This window comes from Bradyrhizobium sp. 62B (genome assembly GCF_030272265.2).
Lineage (GTDB): Bacteria > Pseudomonadota > Alphaproteobacteria > Rhizobiales > Xanthobacteraceae > Bradyrhizobium.
Window position 1 is genome coordinate 4416443 of sequence record NZ_CP092841.2, and the last position, 20687, is coordinate 4437129.

Sequence of the window (20687 nt, forward strand, 5' to 3'; positions counted from 1 at the left end):
TGGACGCTATGGACCGCGCCGCAATTGGCGCTCACCAATCGGTGAGACGGTCACGAGCTGTTCCGGGTGCAGCGAGGGAGGCATACAACCAGTCTCGATCGCAGATGGAACGATTATTGCTAGCCACACCCGGGCATCTTTGCTCATGCGAACACGGAAGGACCAAGCGATGAAGAGAACCGCCCTCACTGTTGCGCTCGGGTTGCTCGGCCTGATCGGCGGCAACTCGCCCGCGCCGGCTCAAGCGGTCTATCCGGACAAACCGCTGCAATTGATCGTGCCCTTCCCGCCCGGCGGCGCCTCCGACGTGGTGGCGCGCATCATCGGCGGCGAACTGGAGACGCGGCTCGGCAAGCCCGTGATCATCATGAACCGCCCCGGCGGCGGCACCACGATTGCCGCCAAGGAGGTCGCGCGAGCGGCGCCTGACGGATACACCCTGTTCTTCAGCTCGAACTCGAGCTTCACGCTGCCGGCGGCCGTCAAGGAAAGCGTGCCCTACGACGCCGCCAAGGACTTCGAGCCGATCGGCCAGACCGGCAAGATCACGCTGGCGCTGGTCACCTACCAGGACAATCCGGTCAAGGACGTGGCCGCGCTCGTCGCTGAAGCCAAGGCCAATCCCGACAAGCTCTCGCTGGCGTCCTTTGGCGTCGCGACCGTCTCGCATTTTGCCGGCGAATTGTTCAAGTCGGCGGCGGGGATCAAGATGGTCCACCTGCCCTACAAGGGCAGCGCGCCGGCGATGAACGACCTCATCGGCAAGCACATCCAGTACCACGTCGACACGGTGATCGCGGTCAAGCCGCAGATCGAGGCCGGCACCGTCAAGGTGCTCGCCGTGTTCTCGGGCAAGCGCACGCCGTACCTGCCCGACGTGCCGACGCTGGCCGAGCTCGGCTATGGCAACATCGATTTCGCGTCCTGGGGAGCGGTGGTCGCGTCGAAGGGGCTGCCGCCATCCGTTCGCGACAAGCTATCGGCGACGCTGGAGGAGATCATCGGCAGCCCGTCCGTCATCGAGCGCTTCACCAAGGTCGGCTTCGAGCCCGGCTTCGCGCGTTACAGCGATTGGGCGGGCGCCATCGGCAAGGAGACCGCCGAAATGAAAGACATCGCGCAAAAAGCGGGGATCAAGGAGGAATAGTCCCGGCGAATCTGCGCCAGTCCCAACAACAAAAACGGCGCCCGAGGGCGCCGTTTTCAATCCGTATCCGCTGAGTGGCTTACGCCGCCTCGGCTTCCTTCTCCTGCACCGGGCCGGAATCCTGGCCCTTGGCATCGACGTCGCGATCGACGAACTCAATCACCGCCATCGCGGCGTTGTCGCCGTAGCGGAAGCCGGCCTTGATGATGCGGGTGTAGCCACCCTGGCGGTCCTTGTAGCGGGTCGCCAGGACGTCGAACAGCTTCTTGACCTGATCCTTGTCGCGCATCTCGGAGATGGCCTGGCGGCGCATGGCCAGCCCGCCCTTCTTGCCGAGGGTCACGAGCTTCTCGACGATCGGGCGAAGCTCCTTGGCCTTGGGCAGCGTGGTGACGATCTGCTCGTGCTTGATCAGCGCGGCCGCCATGTTGGCGAACATCGCGCGGCGATGCTCGGCCGTGCGGTTGAGCTTCCGATGAACCTTGCCGTGACGCATGTAACTATTCCTTACGTTAGAACTGCCGCGACGGTTCGTCGGACCAGTTGCTCAGGTGGGCTTCCTGCGTTCGCCCTTAAAAATGACGGCCGGGGACGCCGGCCGTCACGGTGAAGTCAGATCAGTAATGATCTTCGAAGCGCTTGGCGAGCTCGTCGATGTTCTCCGGCGGCCAGCCCGGCACTTCCATGCCGAGATGCAGACCCATCTGGGCCAGCACTTCCTTGATCTCGTTCAGCGACTTGCGGCCGAAGTTCGGGGTGCGGAGCATTTCCGCTTCGCTCTTCTGCACGAGGTCGCCGATGTAGACGATGTTGTCGTTCTTCAAGCAGTTGGCCGAACGCACCGACAGCTCGAGCTCGTCCACCTTCTTGAGGAAGGCCGGGTTGAAGGCGAGGTCCGGGATGATCTCCTGGGCGACTTCCTTGCGCGGCTCTTCGAAGTTGACGAACACGTTGAGCTGATCCTGCAGGATGCGGGCGGCATAAGCCACCGAGTCATCCGGCGAGATCGCGCCGTTGGTCTCGATCGTCATGGTCAGCTTGTCGTAGTCGAGGATCTGGCCCTCGCGGGTGTTCTCGACCTTGTAGGAGACCTTGCGGACCGGCGAGTACAGGCTGTCGACCGGGATCAGGCCGATCGGCGCATCCTCGGGACGGTTGCGCTCGGCGGGCACGTAGCCCTTGCCGGTCGCGACCGTGAACTCCATGCGGATCTCCGCGCCCTCGTCGAGGGTGCAGATCTGCAGGTCCGGGTTGAGCACGACGACATCGCCGACGGTCTGGATGTCACCGGCGGTGACAACGCCGGGGCCCTGCTTCTTCACGACCATGCGCTTGGGGCCTTCGCCCTGCATCTTGATCGAGATGTCCTTGATGTTGAGCACGATGTCGGTGACGTCCTCACGGACGCCCGCGATCGAGGAGAACTCGTGCAGCACGCCGTCGATGTGCACCGACTGCACCGCCGCGCCCTGGAGCGAGGAGAGCAGGATGCGGCGCAGCGCGTTGCCGAGGGTCTGGCCGAAGCCGCGCTCGAGCGGCTCGGCGACGATGGTTGCGAAACGCGAGGAATCGCTGCCAGGCATCACCTGGAGCTTGTTCGGCCGAATCAGTTCTTGCCAATTTTTCTGGATCGTCACTGTTTCACCCATACAGGCCAGCCAATTTGAGGCATCAAATACTGGCGTTGGAGAAAGGCCGCAGGTCGCACCCGCGGCTTCTTGCAAAGTCATTGCGGGCGCGATGCGCCCGCAACTCGTAAAAAATCAAACGCGACGACGCTTGCGCGGACGGCAACCGTTGTGCGGGATCGTTGTCACGTCGCGGATCGAGGTGACGGTGAAGCCGGCGGCCTGAAGCGCGCGGAGCGCCGATTCGCGACCCGAACCGGGACCGGCGACTTCGACTTCCAGCGTGCGCATGCCGTGCTCCTGCGCCTTCTTCGACACGTCCTCGGCGGCAACCTGCGCGGCGTACGGGGTCGACTTGCGCGAGCCCTTGAAGCCCATCGTGCCGGCGGAAGACCAGGCAATCGTGTTGCCCTGCGCGTCGGTGATGGTGATGGTCGTGTTGTTGAACGACGAGTTCACATGCGCGACGCCGGAGGCGATGTTCTTGCGCTCACGACGACGAACGCGGGTGGCTTCCTTACCCATTGAGTACCTTTCCTGGAGATCTCAAACGCCGCCGTAATGCCAGCGGCTACACCTGTGGAACGAAAAGCGCGTGGCGAACGGGTCATGCCCGTGTTCGCCACACGCCGTGATTGGATTCGAAAACTTACTTCTTCTTGCCGGCGATGGCCTTCGCCGGACCCTTGCGCGTACGCGCATTGGTGTGGGTACGCTGGCCGCGCACCGGCAGACCGCGACGATGACGCAGACCGCGATAGCAGCCGAGGTCCATCAGACGCTTGATGTTGATGCCGACTTCACGGCGCAGGTCGCCCTCGACGAGATAGTCGCGGTCGATCACTTCGCGGATCTGGAGCACTTCAGCGTCGCTGAGCTGATTGACGCGACGATCCACGGGGATCTTCACCTTTTCCAGGATCTCACCGGCGATCTTCTGACCGATGCCATGGATGTACTGGAGCGCGATCAGCACGCGCTTGTTGGTGGGAATGTTCACGCCGGCAATACGGGCCACGGCCTTCTCTCCTGTTGCCGATCCTCGTCAGGACCGGGCTTTAAGTGCTTGTGTTCTCGGGCAGGTGTTCACAAACGCGAACACGACGCCCTCCCCCGGTCTTCCTGGGGCCCGGCATCGTCTGAAACTATCCGACTTGGATGCGGGGCTTATTAGGGGATTCCAGGGGCTTTCGTCAACCGCTGCTAGCGCTTGGCTCGCTTTTTCGTGACCTTTTTTGCAGCCTTCCTGGCACCCTTTTTGACGGCCTTCTTCGCGGTCTTTTTGGCGGCCTTTTTCGCTGCTTTCCTACCGGCTTTCTTGCCGGCCTTCTTGGCGGCTTTCTTGACAGTCTTCTTGGCTGTCTTCGGGCCCTTTACCGCCTTGGCGGCCTTTTTCGCCGATTTGGCGGGCTTTTTGGCCGTTTTCGCCGGCTTTTTGGCCGCCTTTGGGGTCGCTGCCTTGGCCGCCCTCGCCTTTTTGGCCGGCGCCGCCTTGGCTACGCTCTTGGCGAGGGTCGCGGGCTCGACCGTCCCCAGAGCCTGCAGCTGGCGGTCGATGGCGCGGGTGACCTCGTCGATGGCCATCATACCGTCGATGGTCGAGAGCTTCCGCCGCTCGGAATAGTAGTGAATCAGCGGTTCCGTCTGGCTGCGGTAGCTGGCCAGCCGCTTGGTCAGGACCTCCGGGGTGTCATCGAGTCGGACTTCCTCCCCGCGCTCCCGCATCTGGGCGACGCGGGTCTCGACGCGGTTCAGAAGCGCGCTTTCGTTGACGCGAAGCTCGATCACGGCGTCGAGCTTGAGGCGCTTGTTCCTCAGCAACTCGTCCAGAGCTTCGGCCTGCGGCACGGTGCGCGGGAAGCCGTCGAGGATGAAGCCGTTCCGGGCGTCCGGCTGGTCGATCCGGTCGGAGATGATTCCGACCACGACCTCGTCGGGCACGAGGCCGCCGCTGGCCATGATCTCCTTGGCCTTCAGCCCGACCGGCGTTCCGGCCGCAACCGCGGCACGCAGCATCTCGCCGGTCGAGAGCTGGACGATGCCATAACGCTGCACCAAGAGCTGCGCCTGGGTCCCCTTGCCCGACCCCGGCGGTCCCAGAAGTATAATTCTCATCGGCGTACGCCCCCCGGATTGGTGAGCGATACGTCGCGCACCTGTGTTTTGATATCAAGAGCAGTGCAAACCACTACCACCGCCGCACCACCATTGACGACCATACTATAAGGCAGTCCGATCCCGTAAAGCTCGAACACCTCCGGAATCAGCTGCAACGCAGTCAGGTAGACGGCTCCGACGACCGTCGTCAATGACACGACGCGATCGAGATGGGCAGCCGTTTCCTCGCCGGGCGCGACCCCGGGAATGATACCGTCACGCTGCGCCAGAGATTTCGCCGTGTACTCGGGATCGACGACATAGGCCGTGTAGATGAAGGCGAGCGCGAACACTGCGATCGACACCAGAATCATGTGCACCGGCTGGCCCAGCTGAAGATGCTGATACGCCGCCGCGACCAGCGGATGATCGCTGCCCAGAACGACGCCGGCAAAGGCAAGCGGCAGAAAGAAGATCCAGGGCGCCACGGTGGCCGGAAGCAAGAACCCGGCGCTGTTGAGCTTGATCGACAGCGTCGCATCCCGTCCCGGCAGTTGCCGCGAGCCGACGTTGCGTGCGGCGAACCGGACCTGGATATTTCGCCGCGCCCCTTCGACGAGCACGATCACGACAACGGCCGCGACCCAGAACACGGCATGGCCGAGGACGAGGCTACCCGAGATCATGCCCTGCCGGAAAGCATCCATGATGCCGGCGATGTTTTGCGGAATCGCGACGAGAAAGCCGGCGCTCAGGATCAGCGCCAGGCCGTTCCCGATGCCGTGGCGGGTGATCTGCTCGCTCAGCCAGACCAGCACGAAGACGCCGCCGACCAACGAGGCCGAGGCCGCCGCGACGAACCAGCCGTCGGGATTCCTGACGAGGCCCGGGATCGACGTGAGCGCCGAGGCGAAGCCGTAGGCCTGAAAGGCCGTAAGTCCGAGCGTCAGGCCAAGCGTGGCACGCGCAATCTTGCGCCGTCCGCGCTCGCCTGATCGCTCGAGGGAATTCAGGCGACGCCACACCACGGACAGCAGCCGGATCAGGATTGCTGCCGTCAGATAAGGAATGAGGCCCAGCGCAAAGATCGAGAGCCGGCCGACGAGATCCAGCGTCGGCGGGACATCGAAGACATCAACCCCGGGAATCGGGATCTGCGTGCCGAGCCTGAAAACGAGAAGCGCGCCGATCGTGATAGCGATGCGGCGCGCGAGCTCGATGGTCATTTGCGGGCGGGCTTACCTGCGGCGGCCGCGCAGCTTCGACTTGCGGATCAGGCCTTCATACTGGTGCGCCAGAAGATAGCCCTGCACCTGTGCCACCGTATCCATGGTGACGCTGACGACGATCAGCAGCGAGGTGCCGCCGAAATAGAACGGCACCGAGGCGTAGGAGATCAGGATCTCCGGGATCAAGCAGACGATCGCGAGATAAATCGCGCCCAGCACGGTGATGCGCGAGAGCACGTAGTCGATATATTCCGCGGTACGCTCGCCGGGACGGATGCCCGGAATGAAGCCGCCATGCTTCTTCAGATTGTCCGCGGTCTCGGTCGGGTTGAACACGATCGCGGTGTAGAAGAAGGCGAAGAACACGATCAGCGCCAGATACATGATCAGGAACAGCGGACGGCCGTGGCCGAGCTGGGTGGTGATCCACTGGAACCATTCCGGCCCACTGCCCGCGTTGAAATTCGCGACCGTGGTCGGCAGCAGCAGCAGCGAGGACGCGAAGATCGGCGGGATCACGCCGGAGGTGTTCAGCTTGAGCGGCAGATGCGAGGACTGGCCCTCGAACATCTTGTTGCCGACCTGGCGCTTCGGATACTGGATCAGGAGGCGGCGCTGGGCACGCTCCATGAACACGATGAAGGCGATCACGGCGACCGCCATGACGATGACGACCAGGATCAGGCCGGTCGACATCGCGCCCTGACGGCCGAGCTCGAGCATGTTCGCGAGCGCGGCGGGCAGCTCGGCGACGATACCGGCGAGAATGATCAGCGAGATACCGTTGCCGATGCCGCGCGAGGTGATCTGCTCGCCCAGCCACATCAGGAACATGGTGCCGCCGGTCAGCGTGATCGCCGTGGACAGGCGGAAGAACAGGCCGGGGTCGCTGACGACGTTGCCGGCGCCCTCTAGACCCACCGCGATGCCGTAGGACTGGAACGCGGCCAGGATCACGGTGAGATAGCGGGTGTACTGGTTCAGCAGCTTGCGGCCCGACTCGCCCTCCTTCTTCAGCGCCTCGAGCTGCGGCGAGACGGTGGTGAGGAGCTGGATGATGATCGAGGCCGAGATATACGGCATGATGTTCAGCGCGAAGATCGCCATGCGGTGGATGCCGCCGCCGGCGAACATGTTGAACATGCCGAGGATGCCGCCCGCCTGGGAGCGGAACACCTGCTCCCAGATATTGGGATCGATGCCGGGAAGCGGGATGTAGGTCCCGAGCCGATAAACGAGCAGCGCACCCAGTGTGAACCAGATGCGCTTCTTCAGTTCGTCAGCCTTGGCAAACGCACCGAAATTGAGATTGGCTGCCAGTTGTTCCGCTGCAGAGGCCATCTTGGACTTTCTCCCGCCGCCTATTGCGCCGTCATGCCCGCGGCCGGGCTACTAAAGCGCGATGATATCGCGCTTCAGGCTATCGTTTGAGCATGATCTTTCCGGAAAACCGCGTCACACTTTTCCGGACCATGCTCTCGCGGACGCCGGACATTATCTGGGGCTCGGCTTCGATAAGTCCACGTCCCGCATGCGTAAAGGCCCGCGAGCCGCGGGCCAATGACGCAGTTGTTACGCCGCCTCGCCTTCTTCCTTGGCAGGGGCGAGGATCTTCACCGAGCCGCCGGCCTTCTCGACCGCTTCGATCGCGGTCTTGGTGGCGCCGTGCACTTCGATGTTGAGCTTGGACTTGAGCTCGCCACGGCCGAGCAGCCGCAGGCCGGCCTTGGCGCGGCGCAGCACGCCGCCCTTCACCAGGGCCTCGACGTTCACGACGCTGCCGGCGTCGATCTTCTTGGCATCGACCGCTTCCTGGAGCCGGTCGAGATTGATCTCGGCGAACTCGACGCGGAAGATGTTGTTGAAGCCGCGCTTGGGTAGGCGGCGATGCATCGGCATCTGGCCGCCTTCGAAACCCTTGATGCGCACGCCCGAACGCGCGGTCTGGCCCTTGCCGCCGCGGCCGGACTGCTTGCCCTTGCCCGAACCGATGCCGCGGCCGACGCGCATACGCTTCTTGCGCGAGCCGGCGTTGTCGGCGATATCGCTGAGCTTCATCGCCCTTCTCCTTGTTTCTTGCGCCTGATCTTCGCCGAGAACGGATAGCCCGCTCTCGGGATCACGCGCCTTTGCTTACTTCTCGTCGACGATGCGGACGAGATGGTGAACCTTCTCGATCATGCCGCGGACCGCCGGGGTATCCGGCAGTTCGCTGGTGCGGCCGATCTTGTTGAGCTTGAGCCCGATCAGCGTCGAGCGCTGCGAGTGATGGCGGCGGATCGCGCTGCCGGTCTGCTCGAGCTTGATCGTCTTTGCGGCCTTGGCCATGGGAGTCTGCTCCAAAGCTGTCGTTAGTCGGCAGCCGCCTCGGCATCGCCACCGATACGGCGCGACTGCAGAGTGGACACCTTGATGTTGCGGCGGGCTGCGACCGAACGCGGCGAATCCTGATGCTTCAGCGCGTCGAAGGTTGCGCGAACCATGTTGTAGGGGTTCGACGAGCCGATCGACTTGGCCACCACGTCCTGGACGCCGAGCGTCTCGAACACGGCGCGCATCGGACCGCCGGCGATGATGCCGGTACCGGCCGGAGCTGCACGCAGGTAGACACGGCCCGCGCCATGACGGCCGGCGATGTCGTGATGCAGCGTGCGGCCCTCGCGCAGCGACACGCGGGTCAGGTTGCGCTTGGCGGACTCGGTGGCCTTGCGGATCGCCTCCGGCACTTCGCGCGCCTTGCCGTGACCGAAGCCGGCACGGCCCTTCTGATCGCCGATCACGACCAGCGCTGCGAAACCGAAGCGCTTGCCGCCCTTGACGACCTTGGCCACGCGGTTGATGTGGACGAGCTTGTCGACGAACTCGCTGTCGCGCTCCTCGCGCTCCCTGCGTTCACGTCCGCCGCCGCGTTGATCGCGTCCACCACGCTGTTCGCGTTCTGCCATGGTTTTTCCAATCCTTCAGAGGCTTACGCCTCAATCCTCAAATTCCGTTAGAAGCTCAGCCCGCTCTCACGCGCGGCGTCGGCGAGAGCCTTGACGCGCCCGTGATAGAGATAGCTGCCGCGATCGAACACAACTTCCTTGACGCCCTTCTCGGCGGCCCGCTCGGCCAGCAGCTTGCCGACCGCCTTCGCCGCATCGATGTCGGCGCCGGTCTTGCCGCCGTCGCGCATCGACTTCTCGAGCGACGAGGCAGAGGCCAGCGTTTCGCCCTTCAGGTCGTCGATAACCTGGGCGTAGATGTGCTTCGACGAGCGGAACACCGACAGACGCGGACGGCCACCACCGGAGCGGCGCAGCTTCAGCCGCACACTCCGCTTGCGCCGGGCATTCGTAACCTTGGCTTTGGACATGACCGGCTCCGTTACTTCTTCTTGCCTTCCTTGCGGAAGATGAATTCGCCAACATACTTCACGCCCTTGCCCTTGTAGGGCTCCGGCGGGCGATAGCTGCGGATCTCGGCCGCGACCTGGCCGACGCGCTGGATGTCGCTGCCGGTCACCGTGATCTCGGTCGGCTTCGGCACCGTGATCGTGATCCCTTCCGGGATCGCATAGACCACATCGTGGCTGTAACCGAGCGCGAGCTGCAGGTTCTTGCCCTGCATCGCGGCGCGGTAACCGACGCCGGTGATCTCGAGCTTCTTCTCGAAGCCCTTGGTGACGCCTTCGACCAGATTCGCGACCTGGGCGCGAGCGGTGCCGTACAGCGCCCGCGCGCGATTGGTCTCGACCCGCGGGTTCACCTTCACCTGGCCGTTCTCAAGCTTCACCTCGACGTCGTCATGGACGACGAACTGAAGCTGGCCCTTCGGGCCCTTCATCTTGACGGTCTGCCCATCAACGGTCGCGGTCACACCCGACGGAACCGCCACAGGCCTTTTGCCAACACGTGACATGGATCAAAAATCCTTCTCAGAACACCGTGAAGAGGACTTCACCGCCCACATTCGCGTCGCGCGCGCTGTGGTCGGCCATGATCCCCTTCGGCGTCGACAACACCGAAATGCCGAGCCCATTGTTGACCCGCGGCAGGTTCTTCACCGAGGCGTACACGCGACGCCCGGGCTTGGAGACACGTTCGATCTCGCGGATGACGGGCTCGCCGTCGAAATACTTCAGCTCGATCTCGATCTCGCTGCGGCCCGAGGAATGCTCGAGCGTGGCGTAGCCGCGGATGTAGCCCTCGGTCTTGAGGACCTCGAGAACGTTCTCGCGCATCTTCGAGCCGGGCGTGGAGACCTTGGTCTTCGCGCGCATCTGCGCGTTGCGGATACGGGTGATCAGATCGCTGATTGGATCGTGCGTAGACATCTAAACGACCCTCCTTACCAGCTGGACTTCACGAGGCCCGGGACCATGCCCTTGGAGCCAAGTTCGCGCAGCGCGATACGGGACAACTTGTTCTTGCGGTAGTTCGAGCGCGGGCGGCCCGACAGCTCGCAACGCAGGCGGATGCGGGTCGCCGACGAGTTGCGCGGCATTTCGGCCAGCTTCAACGTCGCAGCGAAACGCTCCTCCATCGGCAGCTTCTTGTCGGCGATGATCGCCTTCAACCGCTCGCGCTTGGCGGCGGCGTTCTTCACCATCCGCTTGCGCCGGTTGTTCTTCTCGACTGAACTCTTCTTTGCCATGCTTGGCTCCTGGGTATCCGCGTTTGAGAGGCTCTAGGTCAGCGTCTCACTGCCGGAACGGGAAATTGAAAGCGGTCAACAAGGCCCTCGCCTCTTCGTCGGTCTTGGCCGTGGTGCAGACGGTGATGTCCATGCCGCGGGCTTCCGTGACCTTGTCGAAGTCGATCTCGGGGAAAATGATGTGCTCCTTGATGCCGAGCGAGTAGTTGCCGCGGCCGTCGAAGCTCTTCGGGTTCAGGCCGCGGAAGTCGCGGACGCGCGGCAGCGCGACCGTCACCAGGCGATCGATGAACTCGTACATGTGGGCCTTGCGCAGCGTGACCTTGCAGCCGATCGGCTGGTTCTCACGCAGCTTGAAGGTCGCGATCGCGATCCGCGAATAGGTCACGATCGCCTTCTGGCCGGCGATCTGGGTCAGCTCGGCAGCGGCGGTCTCGGCCTTCTTGCGGTCGTTGACGCTGTCGCCAACGCCCATGTTCAGCACGACCTTGTCCAGGCGCGGAACCTGCATGACGTTCTCATAACCGAACTTCTCGGTCATGGCCGTGCGGATCTTCGCATCGTATTCCGCGCGCAGGCGCGGCGTGTAAGCGGCCTCAGCCATCGATCTCAGCTCCCGAGCTCTTGGCGATGCGGACCTTCTTGCCGTCCGCCAGAATCTTGAATCCGACGCGGGTCGGCTTTCCGTCCTTGCCGACATACGCGATGTTGGACAGTTGGATCGGCGACTCCTTCGAGATGATGCCGCCCTCCTGGGCCTGCGTCTGCTTCTGGTGACGCTTGACCATGTTGATGCCGCGCACCAGCGCCGTACCGGCGTCGGGACGCACTTCGAACACTTCGCCGGTGCGGCCCTTGTCGCGACCGGTCAGCACGACGACCTTGTCGCCCTTGCGGATTTTCGCAGCCATCACAGCACCTCCGGCGCGAGCGAGATGATCTTCATGTGGTTCTTGGCGCGCAGCTCGCGCGGCACGGGCCCGAAGATACGGGTGCCGACCGGCTCGGACTGGTTGTTGATCAGAACGGCGGCGTTGCGGTCGAAGCGGATGACCGAACCGTCGGCGCGGCGGATGTCCTTGCGGACGCGCACCACGACGGCCTTCATCACGTCGCCCTTCTTCACCTTGCCACGCGGAATTGCTTCCTTGATCGAGACGACGATGATGTCGCCGATCGTGGCGTAGCGGCGCTTGGAGCCCCCGAGCACCTTGATACACATGACACGGCGTGCGCCAGAATTGTCGGCCACGTCGAGGTTGGTCTGCATCTGAATCATTGATGCACCTCGTCCTCTTCTATTTGCGCCAGCCCAGCCGGCGCTCAACATTTCCCTGAAGTCAGTCGGCTAAAGCCAACAGATCAGGCGCTTTTCTTGTGTTCGCCCCGGATCACGACCCAGCGCTTCAACTTCGAAATCGGCTTCGATTCCTCGATCCACACCATGTCGCCCGGCTTGAACTGGTTGCTCTCGTCGTGCGCGTGGTAGTTCTTCGAACGGCGGATCGTCTTCTTGTAGATCGGATGCGTGAAGCGGCGATCAACGCGCACCACGATGGTCTTGGCTTGCTTGTCGCTGACGACCACGCCCTGCAAAGTACGTTTCGGCATCTTCGTAAGCCTCTTACTTCTTCTTCGCGCGCGTCTGCGCGGCGACGGTCTTGATCCGGGCGATGTCACGGCGAGCCTCGCGCAGGCGCGAGGTGTTCTCGAGCTGCCCGGTGGCACGCTGGAAGCGCAGGTTGAAGCGCTCCTTCTTCAGGTTCAGGATGGCGTCATCCTGCTGGTCGGGGCTCATCGCGCGGATGTCTTCGATCTTCATCTGGGCCATGGCCATTACTCCGCAATGCGCTCGACGAAGCGCGTCTTGATCGGCAGCTTGGCGGCCGCCAGGGTCAGCGCCTCACGCGCCGTCTGGGTGTTGACGCCGTCGATCTCGAACAGCACCCGGCCCGGCTTGACGCGCGCCACCCACAATTCCGGCGAACCCTTGCCGGAGCCCATGCGGACTTCGGCCGGCTTCTTCGACACCGGAACGTCGGGGAATACGCGGATCCAGACGCGGCCGGCGCGCTTCATGTGGCGGGTCAGCGCGCGGCGAGCGGCTTCGATCTGACGCGCGGTGACGCGCTCAGGCTCGGTCGCCTTCAGGCCGAACTGGCCGAACGCCAACGTCGCGCCCGAAGACGCGACGCCGTGGATGCGGCCCTTATGCGCCTTCCGGAACTTCGTTTTCTTAGGTTGCATCATGGCTTTGAGCCCTCAAATTCCTGTGCGGCTTTAGGCTGCAGCCGTATCGCGGCGCTGACGGCCACCACGATCGCTGCTACCACCCGTCTCGCCTTCGGCCATTCTCTTGTCCTGGGCCATCGGATCGTGCTCGAGGATCTCGCCCTTGAAGATCCAGACCTTGACGCCGCAGGTGCCGAAGGTCGTGAACGCGGTCGCAACGCCGTAGTCGATGTCGGCGCGCAGCGTGTGCAGCGGCACGCGACCTTCGCGGTACCACTCCATGCGCGCGATTTCCGCACCGCCCAGACGACCCGAGCAGTTGATGCGGATGCCTTCCGCGCCGAGACGCATCGCCGACTGCACGGCGCGCTTCATGGCGCGGCGGAACGCCACGCGGCGCTCCAGCTGCTGCGCGATCGACTCGGCCACCAGCGTCGCGTCGAGCTCCGGCTTGCGGATTTCGACGATGTTGATGACGACGTCGGACGAGGTGATGTCCGCAACCTTCTTGCGAAGCTTGTCGATGTCGGCGCCCTTCTTGCCGATCACCACGCCCGGACGGGCCGAGTGGATGGTGACGCGGCACTTCTTGTGCGGACGCTCGATCACGATGCGGGCGACGGCCGCCTGCTTGAGCTCCTTGTGCAGGATCTCACGGATCTTGACGTCCTCGTGCAGCAGCTTGCCGTATTCCTGCTTGCCGGCGAACCAGCGGGAATCCCAGGTACGGTTGATGCCGAGGCGCAGACCGATCGGATTGATCTTTTGACCCATCGTGTTCTCCTGCGCCCTTAAGCGGCGGCTTCAGCTTCGACCTGACGAACGATGATCGTCAGCTGCGAAAATGGTTTGTACACCCGGCCCGAACGGCCGCGGCCGCGAGCGGCGAAGCGCTTCATCACGAGGCCGTTGCCGACGAAGGCCTGCGCCACGACGAGATCGTCGACGTCGAGGTCGTGGTTGTTCTCGGCGTTGGCGATAGCCGATTCCAGGCACTTCTTCACGTCGACCGCGATCCGCTTGCGCGAAAACTGCAGGTCGGCGAGCGCAGCAGCCGCCTTCCGGCCGCGAATGAGCTGGGCGACCAGGTTGAGCTTCTGCGGGCTCACCCGCAGCATCCGGGCGACCGCCTTGGCCTCGTTCTCGGCGAGGCTCCGTTCGCGCTTAGGTTTGCTCATCGTTTAATCCTCAAGCCTTCTTGGCTTTCTTGTCGCCGGAGTGGCCATGGAAGGTCCGGGTCGGCGAGAACTCGCCGAACTTGTGACCCACCATTTCCTCGTTGACGGCGACCGGTACGTGCTTCTGACCGTTGTAGACGCCGAAGGTCAGGCCGACGAACTGCGGCAGGATCGTCGAGCGACGGCTCCAGATCTTGATGACGTCGTGACGGCCGGACGCGCGCGCGGCATCTGCCTTCTTGAGCAGAGAACCCTCGACGAACGGGCCTTTCCAGACTGAACGAACCATGTCCGGCGTTCCTTACTTCTTCCGCTTGTGGCGGCTTAGGAGAATGAATTTGTTGGTCGACTTGTTGGTGCGGGTCTTCTTGCCCTTGGTCGGCTTGCCCCACGGAGTGACCGGGTGGCGACCGCCCGAGGTACGACCTTCACCACCGCCGTGCGGATGGTCGATCGGGTTCATCGCGACGCCGCGGTTGTGCGGCTTGCGGCCCATCCAGCGCTTGCGGCCGGCCTTGCCGATCGAGGTGTTCATGTGATCCGGGTTCGACACCGCGCCGATGGTGCCGCGGCAACGGCCGTGCACCAGGCGCTGCTCGCCCGAATTCAGGCGGATGATCACGTAGTCCTGGTCGCGGCCGACGAGCTGGGCATAGGTGCCCGCGGAACGGGCGAGCTGGCCGCCCTTCCCGATCTTGACCTCGATATTGTGGATGATCGTGCCGACCGGCATGTTGCCGAGCGGCATGACGTTGCCCGGCTTCACGTCGACGTAATTGCCGGCGACGATGGTGTCACCCACGGCCAGGCGCTGCGGCGCCAGGATGTAGGCCTGCTCGCCGTCCTGATACTTGATCAGCGCGATGAAGCCGGTGCGGTTCGGATCGTATTCCAGCCGCTCGACGGTCGCGGGAACGTCGATCTTCTCACGCTTGAAATCGACGGTACGCAGCGTCCGCTTGTGACCGCCGCCGCGGAAGCGCACGGTGATGCGACCGGTGTTGTTGCGGCCGCCTGAGGAGTGCTTGCCCTCGGTGAGCGCCTTCACCGGCTTGCCCTTGTACAGGGCCGAACGATCGACCATGACCAGCTGGCGCTGGCCCGGCGTCGTGGGATTGAATGTCTTCAGTGCCATCGTCGTACGACCTTACAGACCGGTGGTGACGTCGATCCGGTGGCCCTCTTCGAGGGTCACGATCGCGCGCTTGGTGTTCGACTGCGAGCCGAGATTGCCGCGGAAGATCTTGGTCTTGCCCTTGCGGACCAGCGTGTTGACGCTCTTGACCTTGACGTCGAACAGCTTCTCGATCGCTTCCTTGATCTGCGGCTTGGTGGCCTTGGCGGCCACCTTGAACAGCACCTTGTTGTGCTCGGAAGCGATCGTCGCCTTTTCGGTCACGACCGGCGACACGATCACGTCGTAGTGGCGAGCCTCGATGTTCTTCGTCATTTGAAGCGCGCCTCCAGCGCATCGATGGCGGCCTTGGTCAGAACGAGCTTCTGACGGCGCAGGATGTCGTAGACGTTGATGCCCTGGATCGGCAGCACGTCCATGTTCGGGATGTTGCGGGCCGCAGCGGCAAAGCCGTTGTTGAGCTCGGCACCGTCGATGATCAGCGCGTTGGTGAGCCCCAGGCCCGAGAAGTGGCCGAGCAGCGCCTTGGTCTTGGCGGCTTCCAGCGCGGCCTTCTCGATCACGACGAGATCGCCGTCCTTGGCCTTGGCCGAGAGCGCATGCTTGAGCGCCAGCGCGCGGACCTTCTTCGGCAGGTCGGTGGCGTGCGAACGCACCACCGGACCGAAGGCACGACCGCCGCCGCGGAACTGCGGCACGCGGGCCGAGCCGTGACGAGCACCGCCGGTGCCCTTCTGCTTGTACATCTTCTTGCCGGTGCGCCAGATCTCGGCGCGGCCCTTGGCCTTGTGCGTACCGGCCTGGCGCTTGTTGAGCTGCCACTGCACGCAACGTGCAATGATGTCCTGGCGCGGCTCGAGGCCGAAAATGGTGTCGGACAGCTGGACCGAGCCGGCTTCCTTACCTTCGAGGGTGGTGACCTTCAATTCCATCTCACGCACCCTCCTGCTGGGCCGCAGCCTCGGCTTCGCCACCCGTAACCTTGAACTTGCCGGGCTTCGGAGCTTCCTTCGGCAGCGGCTTCTTGACGGCGTCGCGCACGCGAATCCAGCCGCCCTTGGAGCCGGGAACGGCGCCTTCGACGAGGATCAGGCCGCGCTCGACATCGAGCTGAACGACGCGAAGGTTGAGCGTGGTGATGCGGTCGACACCCATGTGGCCAGGCATCTTCTTGTTCTTCCAGGTCTTGCCGGGGTCCTGACGACCACCGGTCGAACCGATCGAGCGGTGCGAGACCGAGACGCCGTGGGTGGCGCGCAGACCGCCGAAGTTCCAGCGCTTCATGCCGCCGGCGAAGCCCTTACCGACCGAGGTGCCGGTGACGTCGACGAACTGGCCGACGACGAAATGATCGGCCTGGATCTCGGCGCCGACCGGGATCATCGCATCCGCGGTGACGCGGAATTCCTCGACGCGGCGCTTCGGCTCGACCTTGGCGACCGCGAACTGGCCGCGCTCAGCCTTCGGCATGTAAACGGTCTTGCGGGCGCCAGAACCGAGCTGGAGCGCGACGTAACCGTTCTTCTCTTCGGTGCGGTGGCCTACGACCTGGCAATTGCCGAGCTTCAGCACGGTCACGGGGATATGTTCGCCGGCCTCCGTGAAGACCCGCGTCATCCCGACCTTTTGTGCGATCACTCCGGAGCGCATCGGCTTGCTTCCTGTTCTTTCTGTCCGCTTGCGCGAACGGGATCCAAAAATCTTAGAGCTTGATCTCGACGTCGACACCGGCGGCCAGGTCGAGCTTCATCAAAGCATCGACGGTCTGCGGGGTCGGATCGACGATGTCGAGCAGGCGCTTGTGAGTGCGCATCTCGAACTGCTCGCGGCTCTTCTTGTCGACGTGGGGCGAACGGTTGACGGTGAACTTCTCGATGCGGGTGGGCAGCGGAATGGGTCCGCGGACCTGCGCGCCGGTGCGCTTCGCCGTGTTCACGATCTCGCGGGTCGACGTATCGAGGATACGATGGTCGAACGCCTTGAGACGGATACGAATATTTTGGCCGTTCATTGCCGTGCTTTCTCTAGTGAGTGGCGAGTAGCGAGTAGCGAATAGAATTCCCTATTCGCCACTCACCATTCCCTATTCGCTTGTTACTCGATGATCGAGGCGACGACGCCGGCGCCGACGGTGCGGCCGCCTTCGCGGATCGCGAAGCGGAGCTTCTCTTCCATCGCGATCGGCACGATCAGGTGCACTTCCATCGCGATGTTGTCGCCCGGCATCACCATCTCGGTGCCTTCCGGCAGATGCACGACACCGGTCACGTCGGTGGTGCGGAAGTAGAACTGCGGACGGTAGTTGGTGAAGAACGGGGTGTGGCGACCGCCCTCTTCCTTGGTGAGGATGTAAGCCTCAGCCTTGAACTTGGTGTGCGGCTTGACCGAACCCGGCTTGCACAGCACCTGGCCGCGCTCGACGTCTTCACGCTTGGTGCCGCGGAGCAACGCACCGATGTTGTCGCCGGCCTGGCCCTGATCGAGCAGCTTGCGGAACATTTCGACGCCGGTGACCGTAGTCTTCTGCGTGGCGCGCAGACCGACGATCTCGATTTCCTCGCCGACCTTGACGATGCCGCGCTCGACACGGCCGGTCACGACGGTGCCGCGGCCCGAGATCGAGAACACGTCTTCGACCGGCATCAGGAACGGCTGGTCGATCGGACGCTCCGGCTGCGGGATGTACTCGTCGACGTTCTTCATCAGCTCGAGAATGGCGTCGTGGCCGAGCTTCTTGTCGGAATCTTCGAGAGCGGCGAGCGCCGAACCCTTGATGATCGGGATCTTGTCGCCCGGGAAGTCGTACTTCGACAGCAGCTCGCGGACTTCGAGCTCGACGAGCTCGAGCAGCTCCGGATCGTCGACCATGTCGCACTTGTTGAGGAACACGACGAGCGCGGGCACGCCGACCTGGCGGGCGAGCAGGATGTGCTCGCGGGTCTGCGGCATCGGGCCGTCAGCGGCCGACACGACCAGGATCGCACCGTCCATCTGGGCGGCGCCGGTGATCATGTTCTTCACGTAGTCGGCGTGGCCGGGGCAGTCGACGTGGGCGTAGTGGCGATTCGGCGTCTCGTACTCGACGTGCGCGGTCGAGATGGTGATGCCGCGCGCCTTCTCTTCCGGCGCCTTGTCGATCTGGTCGTACGCGGTGAACGTCGCACCGCCGGCTTCGGCGAGGATCTTGGTGATCGCCGCGGTCAGCGACGTCTTGCCATGGTCGACGTGACCGATGGTGCCGATGTTGCAGTGCGGCTTGTTACGTTCAAACTTTGCTTTGGCCATTTGACTCTCCGTTCAATCGTCAGCTCTAGACCGACGACAATCAGGCAAACTTCTTCTGGACTTCTGCCGACACGTTGGCCGGCGCTTCTGCGTAGTGGTCGAACTGCATGGTGAAGGTCGCGCGACCCTGGCTCATCGAGCGCAGGTTATTCACGTAACCGAACATGTTCATGAGCGGCACCATCGCGTTGATGACGTTGGCGTTGCCGCGCATGTCCTGACCCTGGATCTGACCGCGCCGGGAATTCAGGTCGCCGATGACCGAGCCGGTGTAGTCTTCCGGGGTCACCACTTCGACCTTCATGATCGGCTCGAGCAGGACGGACTTGCCCTTCTGCAGCGCTTCGCGGAAAGCCGCGCGCGATGCGATTTCGAAGGCCAGCGCCGACGAGTCGACGTCGTGATACTTGCCGTCGACGAGCTGAACCTTGACATCGACGACGGGGAAGCCCGCCACGACACCAGAGCTCATCACGCTGTTGAGGCCCTTTTCGACGCCGGGGATGTATTCCTTCGGAACCGCACCGCCGACGATCTTGGACTCGAACTCGTAGCCCTTGCCGGGCTCGTTCGGCTCGACCACGATCGACACTTCCGCGAACTGACCGGTACCGCCGGTCTGCTTCTTGTGGGTGTACTTGACCTCGGCCTTCTTGGTGACGCGCTCGCGGAACGCAACCTGCGGCGCGCCGATGTTGGCGTCGACCTTGTAGGTACGCTTGAGGATGTCGACCTTGATGTCGAGATGGAGTTCGCCCATGCCCTTGAGGATGGTCTGGCCGGACTCCTGGTCGGTCGACACGCGGAAGGACGGATCCTCCGCGGCGAGCTTGGCCAGCGCCACGCCCAGCTTTTCCTGGTCGGCCTTGGACTTCGGCTCGATCGCGATCTCGATGACCGGCTCGGGGAATTCCATCTTCTCCAGGATCACCTGCTTGTCGGGATCGCACAGCGTGTCACCGGTGCGCGCTTCCTTCAGGCCTGCCAGCGCGACGATGTCGCCGGCATAGGCTTCCTTGATGTCTTCGCGGTTGTTCGCATGCATCAACAGCATGCGCCCGATGCGCTCCTTCTTCTCGCGGGTCGAGTTCACGACGCCGGTGCCGCTCTGCAGAACGCCGGAGTAGATGCGGCAGAAGGTGATGGTGCCGACGAACGGGTCGTCCATGATCTTGAACGCGAGCAGCGCGAGCGGCTCCTTGTCGTCCGCCTTGCGCACGACCTCGTTGCCGCGGTCGTCGGTGCCCTTGATCGCGGGCACGTCGATCGGCGACGGCAGATAGTCGACGACGGCGTCGAGCAGCGGCTGAACGCCCTTGTTCTTGAAGGCCGAGCCGCACAGCACGGGATAGAACGCGCCGGTCAGAACCGCCTTGCGGATTAGCCGCTTCAGCGTCTCTTCGTCCGGCTCCTTGCCGTCGAGATAGGCGGCCATGGCGTCGTCGTCGAGCTCGACGGCGGCTTCCACCATCTTCTCGCGGTATTCCTTGGCCTGCTCGACGAGATCCTCGGGAATGTCGACATAGTCGAACTTCGCGCCGAGCGATTCATCGTTCCAGATAATGCCCTGCATCTTCACGAGGTCGACGAGACCCTTGAAGTTGTTCTCGGCACCGATCGGAAGCTGGATCGCGATCGGCTTGGCACCGAGGCGGTCGACGATGTCGGCCAGGCATTTGAAGAAGTCGGCGCCGGTCTTGTCCATCTTGTTGGCGAAGACGATGCGCGGAACCTTGTACTTGTCGCCCTGGCGCCAGACGGTCTCGGTCTGGGGCTCGACGCCCTGGTTGGAGTCGAGCACGCAGACGGCGCCGTCGAGCACGCGCAGCGAACGCTCGACTTCGATGGTGAAGTCGACGTGGCCGGGGGTGTCGATGATGTTCAGGCGCTTGCCGGCCCAGAACGCGGTGGTCGCAGCCGAGGTGATCGTGATGCCACGCTCCTGCTCCTGCTCCATCCAGTCCATCGTCGCGGCACCTTCGTGCACTTCGCCGATCTTGTGGCTCTTGCCGGTGTAATAGAGGATGCGCTCGGTCGTCGTCGTCTTGCCGGCATCGATATGCGCCATGATACCGAAGTTGCGGTAATTCTCTATGGCATGAACGCGGGGCATAGGGTGTT

The 20687-nt window shown here is 63.5% G+C and carries 31 protein-coding genes; 1 reads left to right on the forward strand and 30 read right to left on the reverse strand.

Features of this window, described 5'->3' with window-relative positions; genetic code table 11:
• Window positions 1-169 precede the first annotated feature (169 nt).
• Entirely contained in the window at window positions 170-1147 is a 978-nt protein-coding gene (locus tag ML401_RS20905) for a tripartite tricarboxylate transporter substrate binding protein (RefSeq protein ID WP_285806747.1), read from the forward strand.
• Between the two features lie 79 nt (window positions 1148-1226).
• Here ML401_RS20905 and rplQ read toward each other — a convergent pair whose 3' ends face one another.
• The 30 genes from rplQ to fusA form a co-directional block, all read right to left on the reverse strand.
• Window positions 1227-1643 (reverse strand): 50S ribosomal protein L17, encoded by a 417-nt coding sequence (gene rplQ, locus ML401_RS20910; RefSeq protein ID WP_011088131.1) that lies wholly within the window; start codon window positions 1641-1643, stop codon window positions 1227-1229.
• Window positions 1644-1764: 121 nt separating this feature from the next.
• Window positions 1765-2796, reverse strand: a complete 1032-nt coding sequence (locus ML401_RS20915; RefSeq protein WP_194402784.1) for a DNA-directed RNA polymerase subunit alpha — start codon at window positions 2794-2796, stop codon at window positions 1765-1767.
• Between the two features lie 114 nt (window positions 2797-2910).
• A complete protein-coding gene (gene rpsK / locus ML401_RS20920) occupies window positions 2911-3300 on the reverse strand; it encodes a 30S ribosomal protein S11 (protein ID WP_007603045.1) in 390 nt (129 codons plus the stop codon).
• A gap of 124 nt (window positions 3301-3424) precedes the next feature.
• Window positions 3425-3793 carry a 30S ribosomal protein S13 gene (rpsM, locus tag ML401_RS20925; RefSeq protein ID WP_008549231.1) on the reverse strand — a complete coding sequence of 123 codons (369 nt, stop codon included), beginning with the start codon at window positions 3791-3793 and terminating at the stop codon, window positions 3425-3427.
• A 185-nt stretch (window positions 3794-3978) separates the two neighbouring features.
• Complete coding sequence (locus ML401_RS20930) at window positions 3979-4890, reverse strand: adenylate kinase (protein WP_285806749.1); 912 nt, start codon at window positions 4888-4890, stop codon at window positions 3979-3981.
• The gene (locus ML401_RS20935; protein WP_285806750.1) at window positions 4887-6098 is read right to left on the reverse strand and encodes a preprotein translocase subunit SecY; all 1212 of its coding nucleotides are present in this window, start codon (window positions 6096-6098) and stop codon (window positions 4887-4889) included. The genes ML401_RS20930 and ML401_RS20935 overlap by 4 nt, the downstream gene beginning before the upstream one ends.
• Before the next feature lie 12 nt (window positions 6099-6110).
• The gene (gene secY / locus ML401_RS20940; protein ID WP_211419183.1) at window positions 6111-7442 is read right to left on the reverse strand and encodes a preprotein translocase subunit SecY; all 1332 of its coding nucleotides are present in this window, start codon (window positions 7440-7442) and stop codon (window positions 6111-6113) included.
• 231 nt (window positions 7443-7673) lie between these two features.
• Window positions 7674-8159 (reverse strand): 50S ribosomal protein L15, encoded by a 486-nt coding sequence (rplO, locus tag ML401_RS20945; RefSeq protein ID WP_194402787.1) that lies wholly within the window; start codon window positions 8157-8159, stop codon window positions 7674-7676.
• Window positions 8160-8234: 75 nt separating this feature from the next.
• Window positions 8235-8429: a 50S ribosomal protein L30 gene (gene rpmD / locus ML401_RS20950; RefSeq protein WP_011088137.1), complete on the reverse strand. Its 195-nt coding sequence runs from the start codon at window positions 8427-8429 to the stop codon at window positions 8235-8237.
• A gap of 23 nt (window positions 8430-8452) precedes the next feature.
• A complete protein-coding gene (gene rpsE, locus ML401_RS20955; RefSeq protein WP_025036985.1) occupies window positions 8453-9046 on the reverse strand; it encodes a 30S ribosomal protein S5 in 594 nt (197 codons plus the stop codon).
• Between the two features lie 47 nt (window positions 9047-9093).
• Window positions 9094-9456, reverse strand: a complete 363-nt coding sequence (gene rplR, locus ML401_RS20960; protein ID WP_007603036.1) for a 50S ribosomal protein L18 — start codon at window positions 9454-9456, stop codon at window positions 9094-9096.
• An 11-nt stretch (window positions 9457-9467) separates the two neighbouring features.
• The gene (gene rplF, locus ML401_RS20965) at window positions 9468-10001 is read right to left on the reverse strand and encodes a 50S ribosomal protein L6 (RefSeq protein ID WP_027549201.1); all 534 of its coding nucleotides are present in this window, start codon (window positions 9999-10001) and stop codon (window positions 9468-9470) included.
• A gap of 16 nt (window positions 10002-10017) precedes the next feature.
• Window positions 10018-10416: a 30S ribosomal protein S8 gene (rpsH, locus tag ML401_RS20970; RefSeq protein ID WP_194402788.1), complete on the reverse strand. Its 399-nt coding sequence runs from the start codon at window positions 10414-10416 to the stop codon at window positions 10018-10020.
• Between the two features lie 14 nt (window positions 10417-10430).
• Window positions 10431-10736, reverse strand: a complete 306-nt coding sequence (gene rpsN / locus ML401_RS20975) for a 30S ribosomal protein S14 (protein ID WP_018322268.1) — start codon at window positions 10734-10736, stop codon at window positions 10431-10433.
• A 46-nt stretch (window positions 10737-10782) separates the two neighbouring features.
• Window positions 10783-11340 (reverse strand): 50S ribosomal protein L5, encoded by a 558-nt coding sequence (gene rplE / locus ML401_RS20980; protein ID WP_018322267.1) that lies wholly within the window; start codon window positions 11338-11340, stop codon window positions 10783-10785.
• A complete protein-coding gene (gene rplX / locus ML401_RS20985) occupies window positions 11333-11647 on the reverse strand; it encodes a 50S ribosomal protein L24 (RefSeq protein ID WP_007603031.1) in 315 nt (104 codons plus the stop codon). Before rplX ends, rplE begins: the two co-directional genes overlap by 8 nt.
• Window positions 11647-12015, reverse strand: coding sequence for a 50S ribosomal protein L14 (gene rplN / locus ML401_RS20990; RefSeq protein WP_007603030.1), 369 nt, complete (start codon window positions 12013-12015; stop codon window positions 11647-11649). Before rplN ends, rplX begins: the two co-directional genes overlap by 1 nt.
• 83 nt (window positions 12016-12098) lie before the next feature.
• Window positions 12099-12347: a 30S ribosomal protein S17 gene (gene rpsQ / locus ML401_RS20995; protein WP_097658742.1), complete on the reverse strand. Its 249-nt coding sequence runs from the start codon at window positions 12345-12347 to the stop codon at window positions 12099-12101.
• A gap of 13 nt (window positions 12348-12360) precedes the next feature.
• The gene (rpmC, locus tag ML401_RS21000) at window positions 12361-12567 is read right to left on the reverse strand and encodes a 50S ribosomal protein L29 (protein WP_011088144.1); all 207 of its coding nucleotides are present in this window, start codon (window positions 12565-12567) and stop codon (window positions 12361-12363) included.
• Between the two features lie 5 nt (window positions 12568-12572).
• Window positions 12573-12986 carry a 50S ribosomal protein L16 gene (gene rplP, locus ML401_RS21005; RefSeq protein ID WP_008136349.1) on the reverse strand — a complete coding sequence of 138 codons (414 nt, stop codon included), beginning with the start codon at window positions 12984-12986 and terminating at the stop codon, window positions 12573-12575.
• A 30-nt stretch (window positions 12987-13016) separates the two neighbouring features.
• Window positions 13017-13742: a 30S ribosomal protein S3 gene (rpsC, locus tag ML401_RS21010; RefSeq protein ID WP_092294149.1), complete on the reverse strand. Its 726-nt coding sequence runs from the start codon at window positions 13740-13742 to the stop codon at window positions 13017-13019.
• Between the two features lie 17 nt (window positions 13743-13759).
• Window positions 13760-14146, reverse strand: a complete 387-nt coding sequence (rplV, locus tag ML401_RS21015; protein WP_008136353.1) for a 50S ribosomal protein L22 — start codon at window positions 14144-14146, stop codon at window positions 13760-13762.
• 10 nt (window positions 14147-14156) lie between these two features.
• Window positions 14157-14435 carry a 30S ribosomal protein S19 gene (rpsS, locus tag ML401_RS21020; RefSeq protein WP_008136357.1) on the reverse strand — a complete coding sequence of 93 codons (279 nt, stop codon included), beginning with the start codon at window positions 14433-14435 and terminating at the stop codon, window positions 14157-14159.
• Between the two features lie 12 nt (window positions 14436-14447).
• Window positions 14448-15281, reverse strand: coding sequence for a 50S ribosomal protein L2 (rplB, locus tag ML401_RS21025; protein ID WP_194402790.1), 834 nt, complete (start codon window positions 15279-15281; stop codon window positions 14448-14450).
• Window positions 15282-15293: 12 nt separating this feature from the next.
• Entirely contained in the window at window positions 15294-15596 is a 303-nt protein-coding gene (locus tag ML401_RS21030; protein ID WP_194402791.1) for a 50S ribosomal protein L23, read from the reverse strand.
• On the reverse strand, window positions 15593-16213 hold the full coding sequence (rplD, locus tag ML401_RS21035; RefSeq protein ID WP_020508797.1) for a 50S ribosomal protein L4: 621 nt from the start codon (window positions 16211-16213) through the stop codon (window positions 15593-15595). The genes ML401_RS21030 and rplD overlap by 4 nt, the downstream gene beginning before the upstream one ends.
• A 1-nt stretch (window position 16214) precedes the next feature.
• A complete protein-coding gene (rplC, locus tag ML401_RS21040) occupies window positions 16215-16931 on the reverse strand; it encodes a 50S ribosomal protein L3 (RefSeq protein ID WP_194402792.1) in 717 nt (238 codons plus the stop codon).
• A gap of 52 nt (window positions 16932-16983) precedes the next feature.
• On the reverse strand, window positions 16984-17292 hold the full coding sequence (gene rpsJ / locus ML401_RS21045; RefSeq protein WP_002712302.1) for a 30S ribosomal protein S10: 309 nt from the start codon (window positions 17290-17292) through the stop codon (window positions 16984-16986).
• 83 nt (window positions 17293-17375) lie between these two features.
• Window positions 17376-18566, reverse strand: coding sequence for an elongation factor Tu (gene tuf, locus ML401_RS21050; RefSeq protein ID WP_194402793.1), 1191 nt, complete (start codon window positions 18564-18566; stop codon window positions 17376-17378).
• A 40-nt stretch (window positions 18567-18606) separates the two neighbouring features.
• Window positions 18607-20679: an elongation factor G gene (gene fusA, locus ML401_RS21055; RefSeq protein WP_018322261.1), complete on the reverse strand. Its 2073-nt coding sequence runs from the start codon at window positions 20677-20679 to the stop codon at window positions 18607-18609.
• Window positions 20680-20687: the final 8 nt, after the last annotated feature.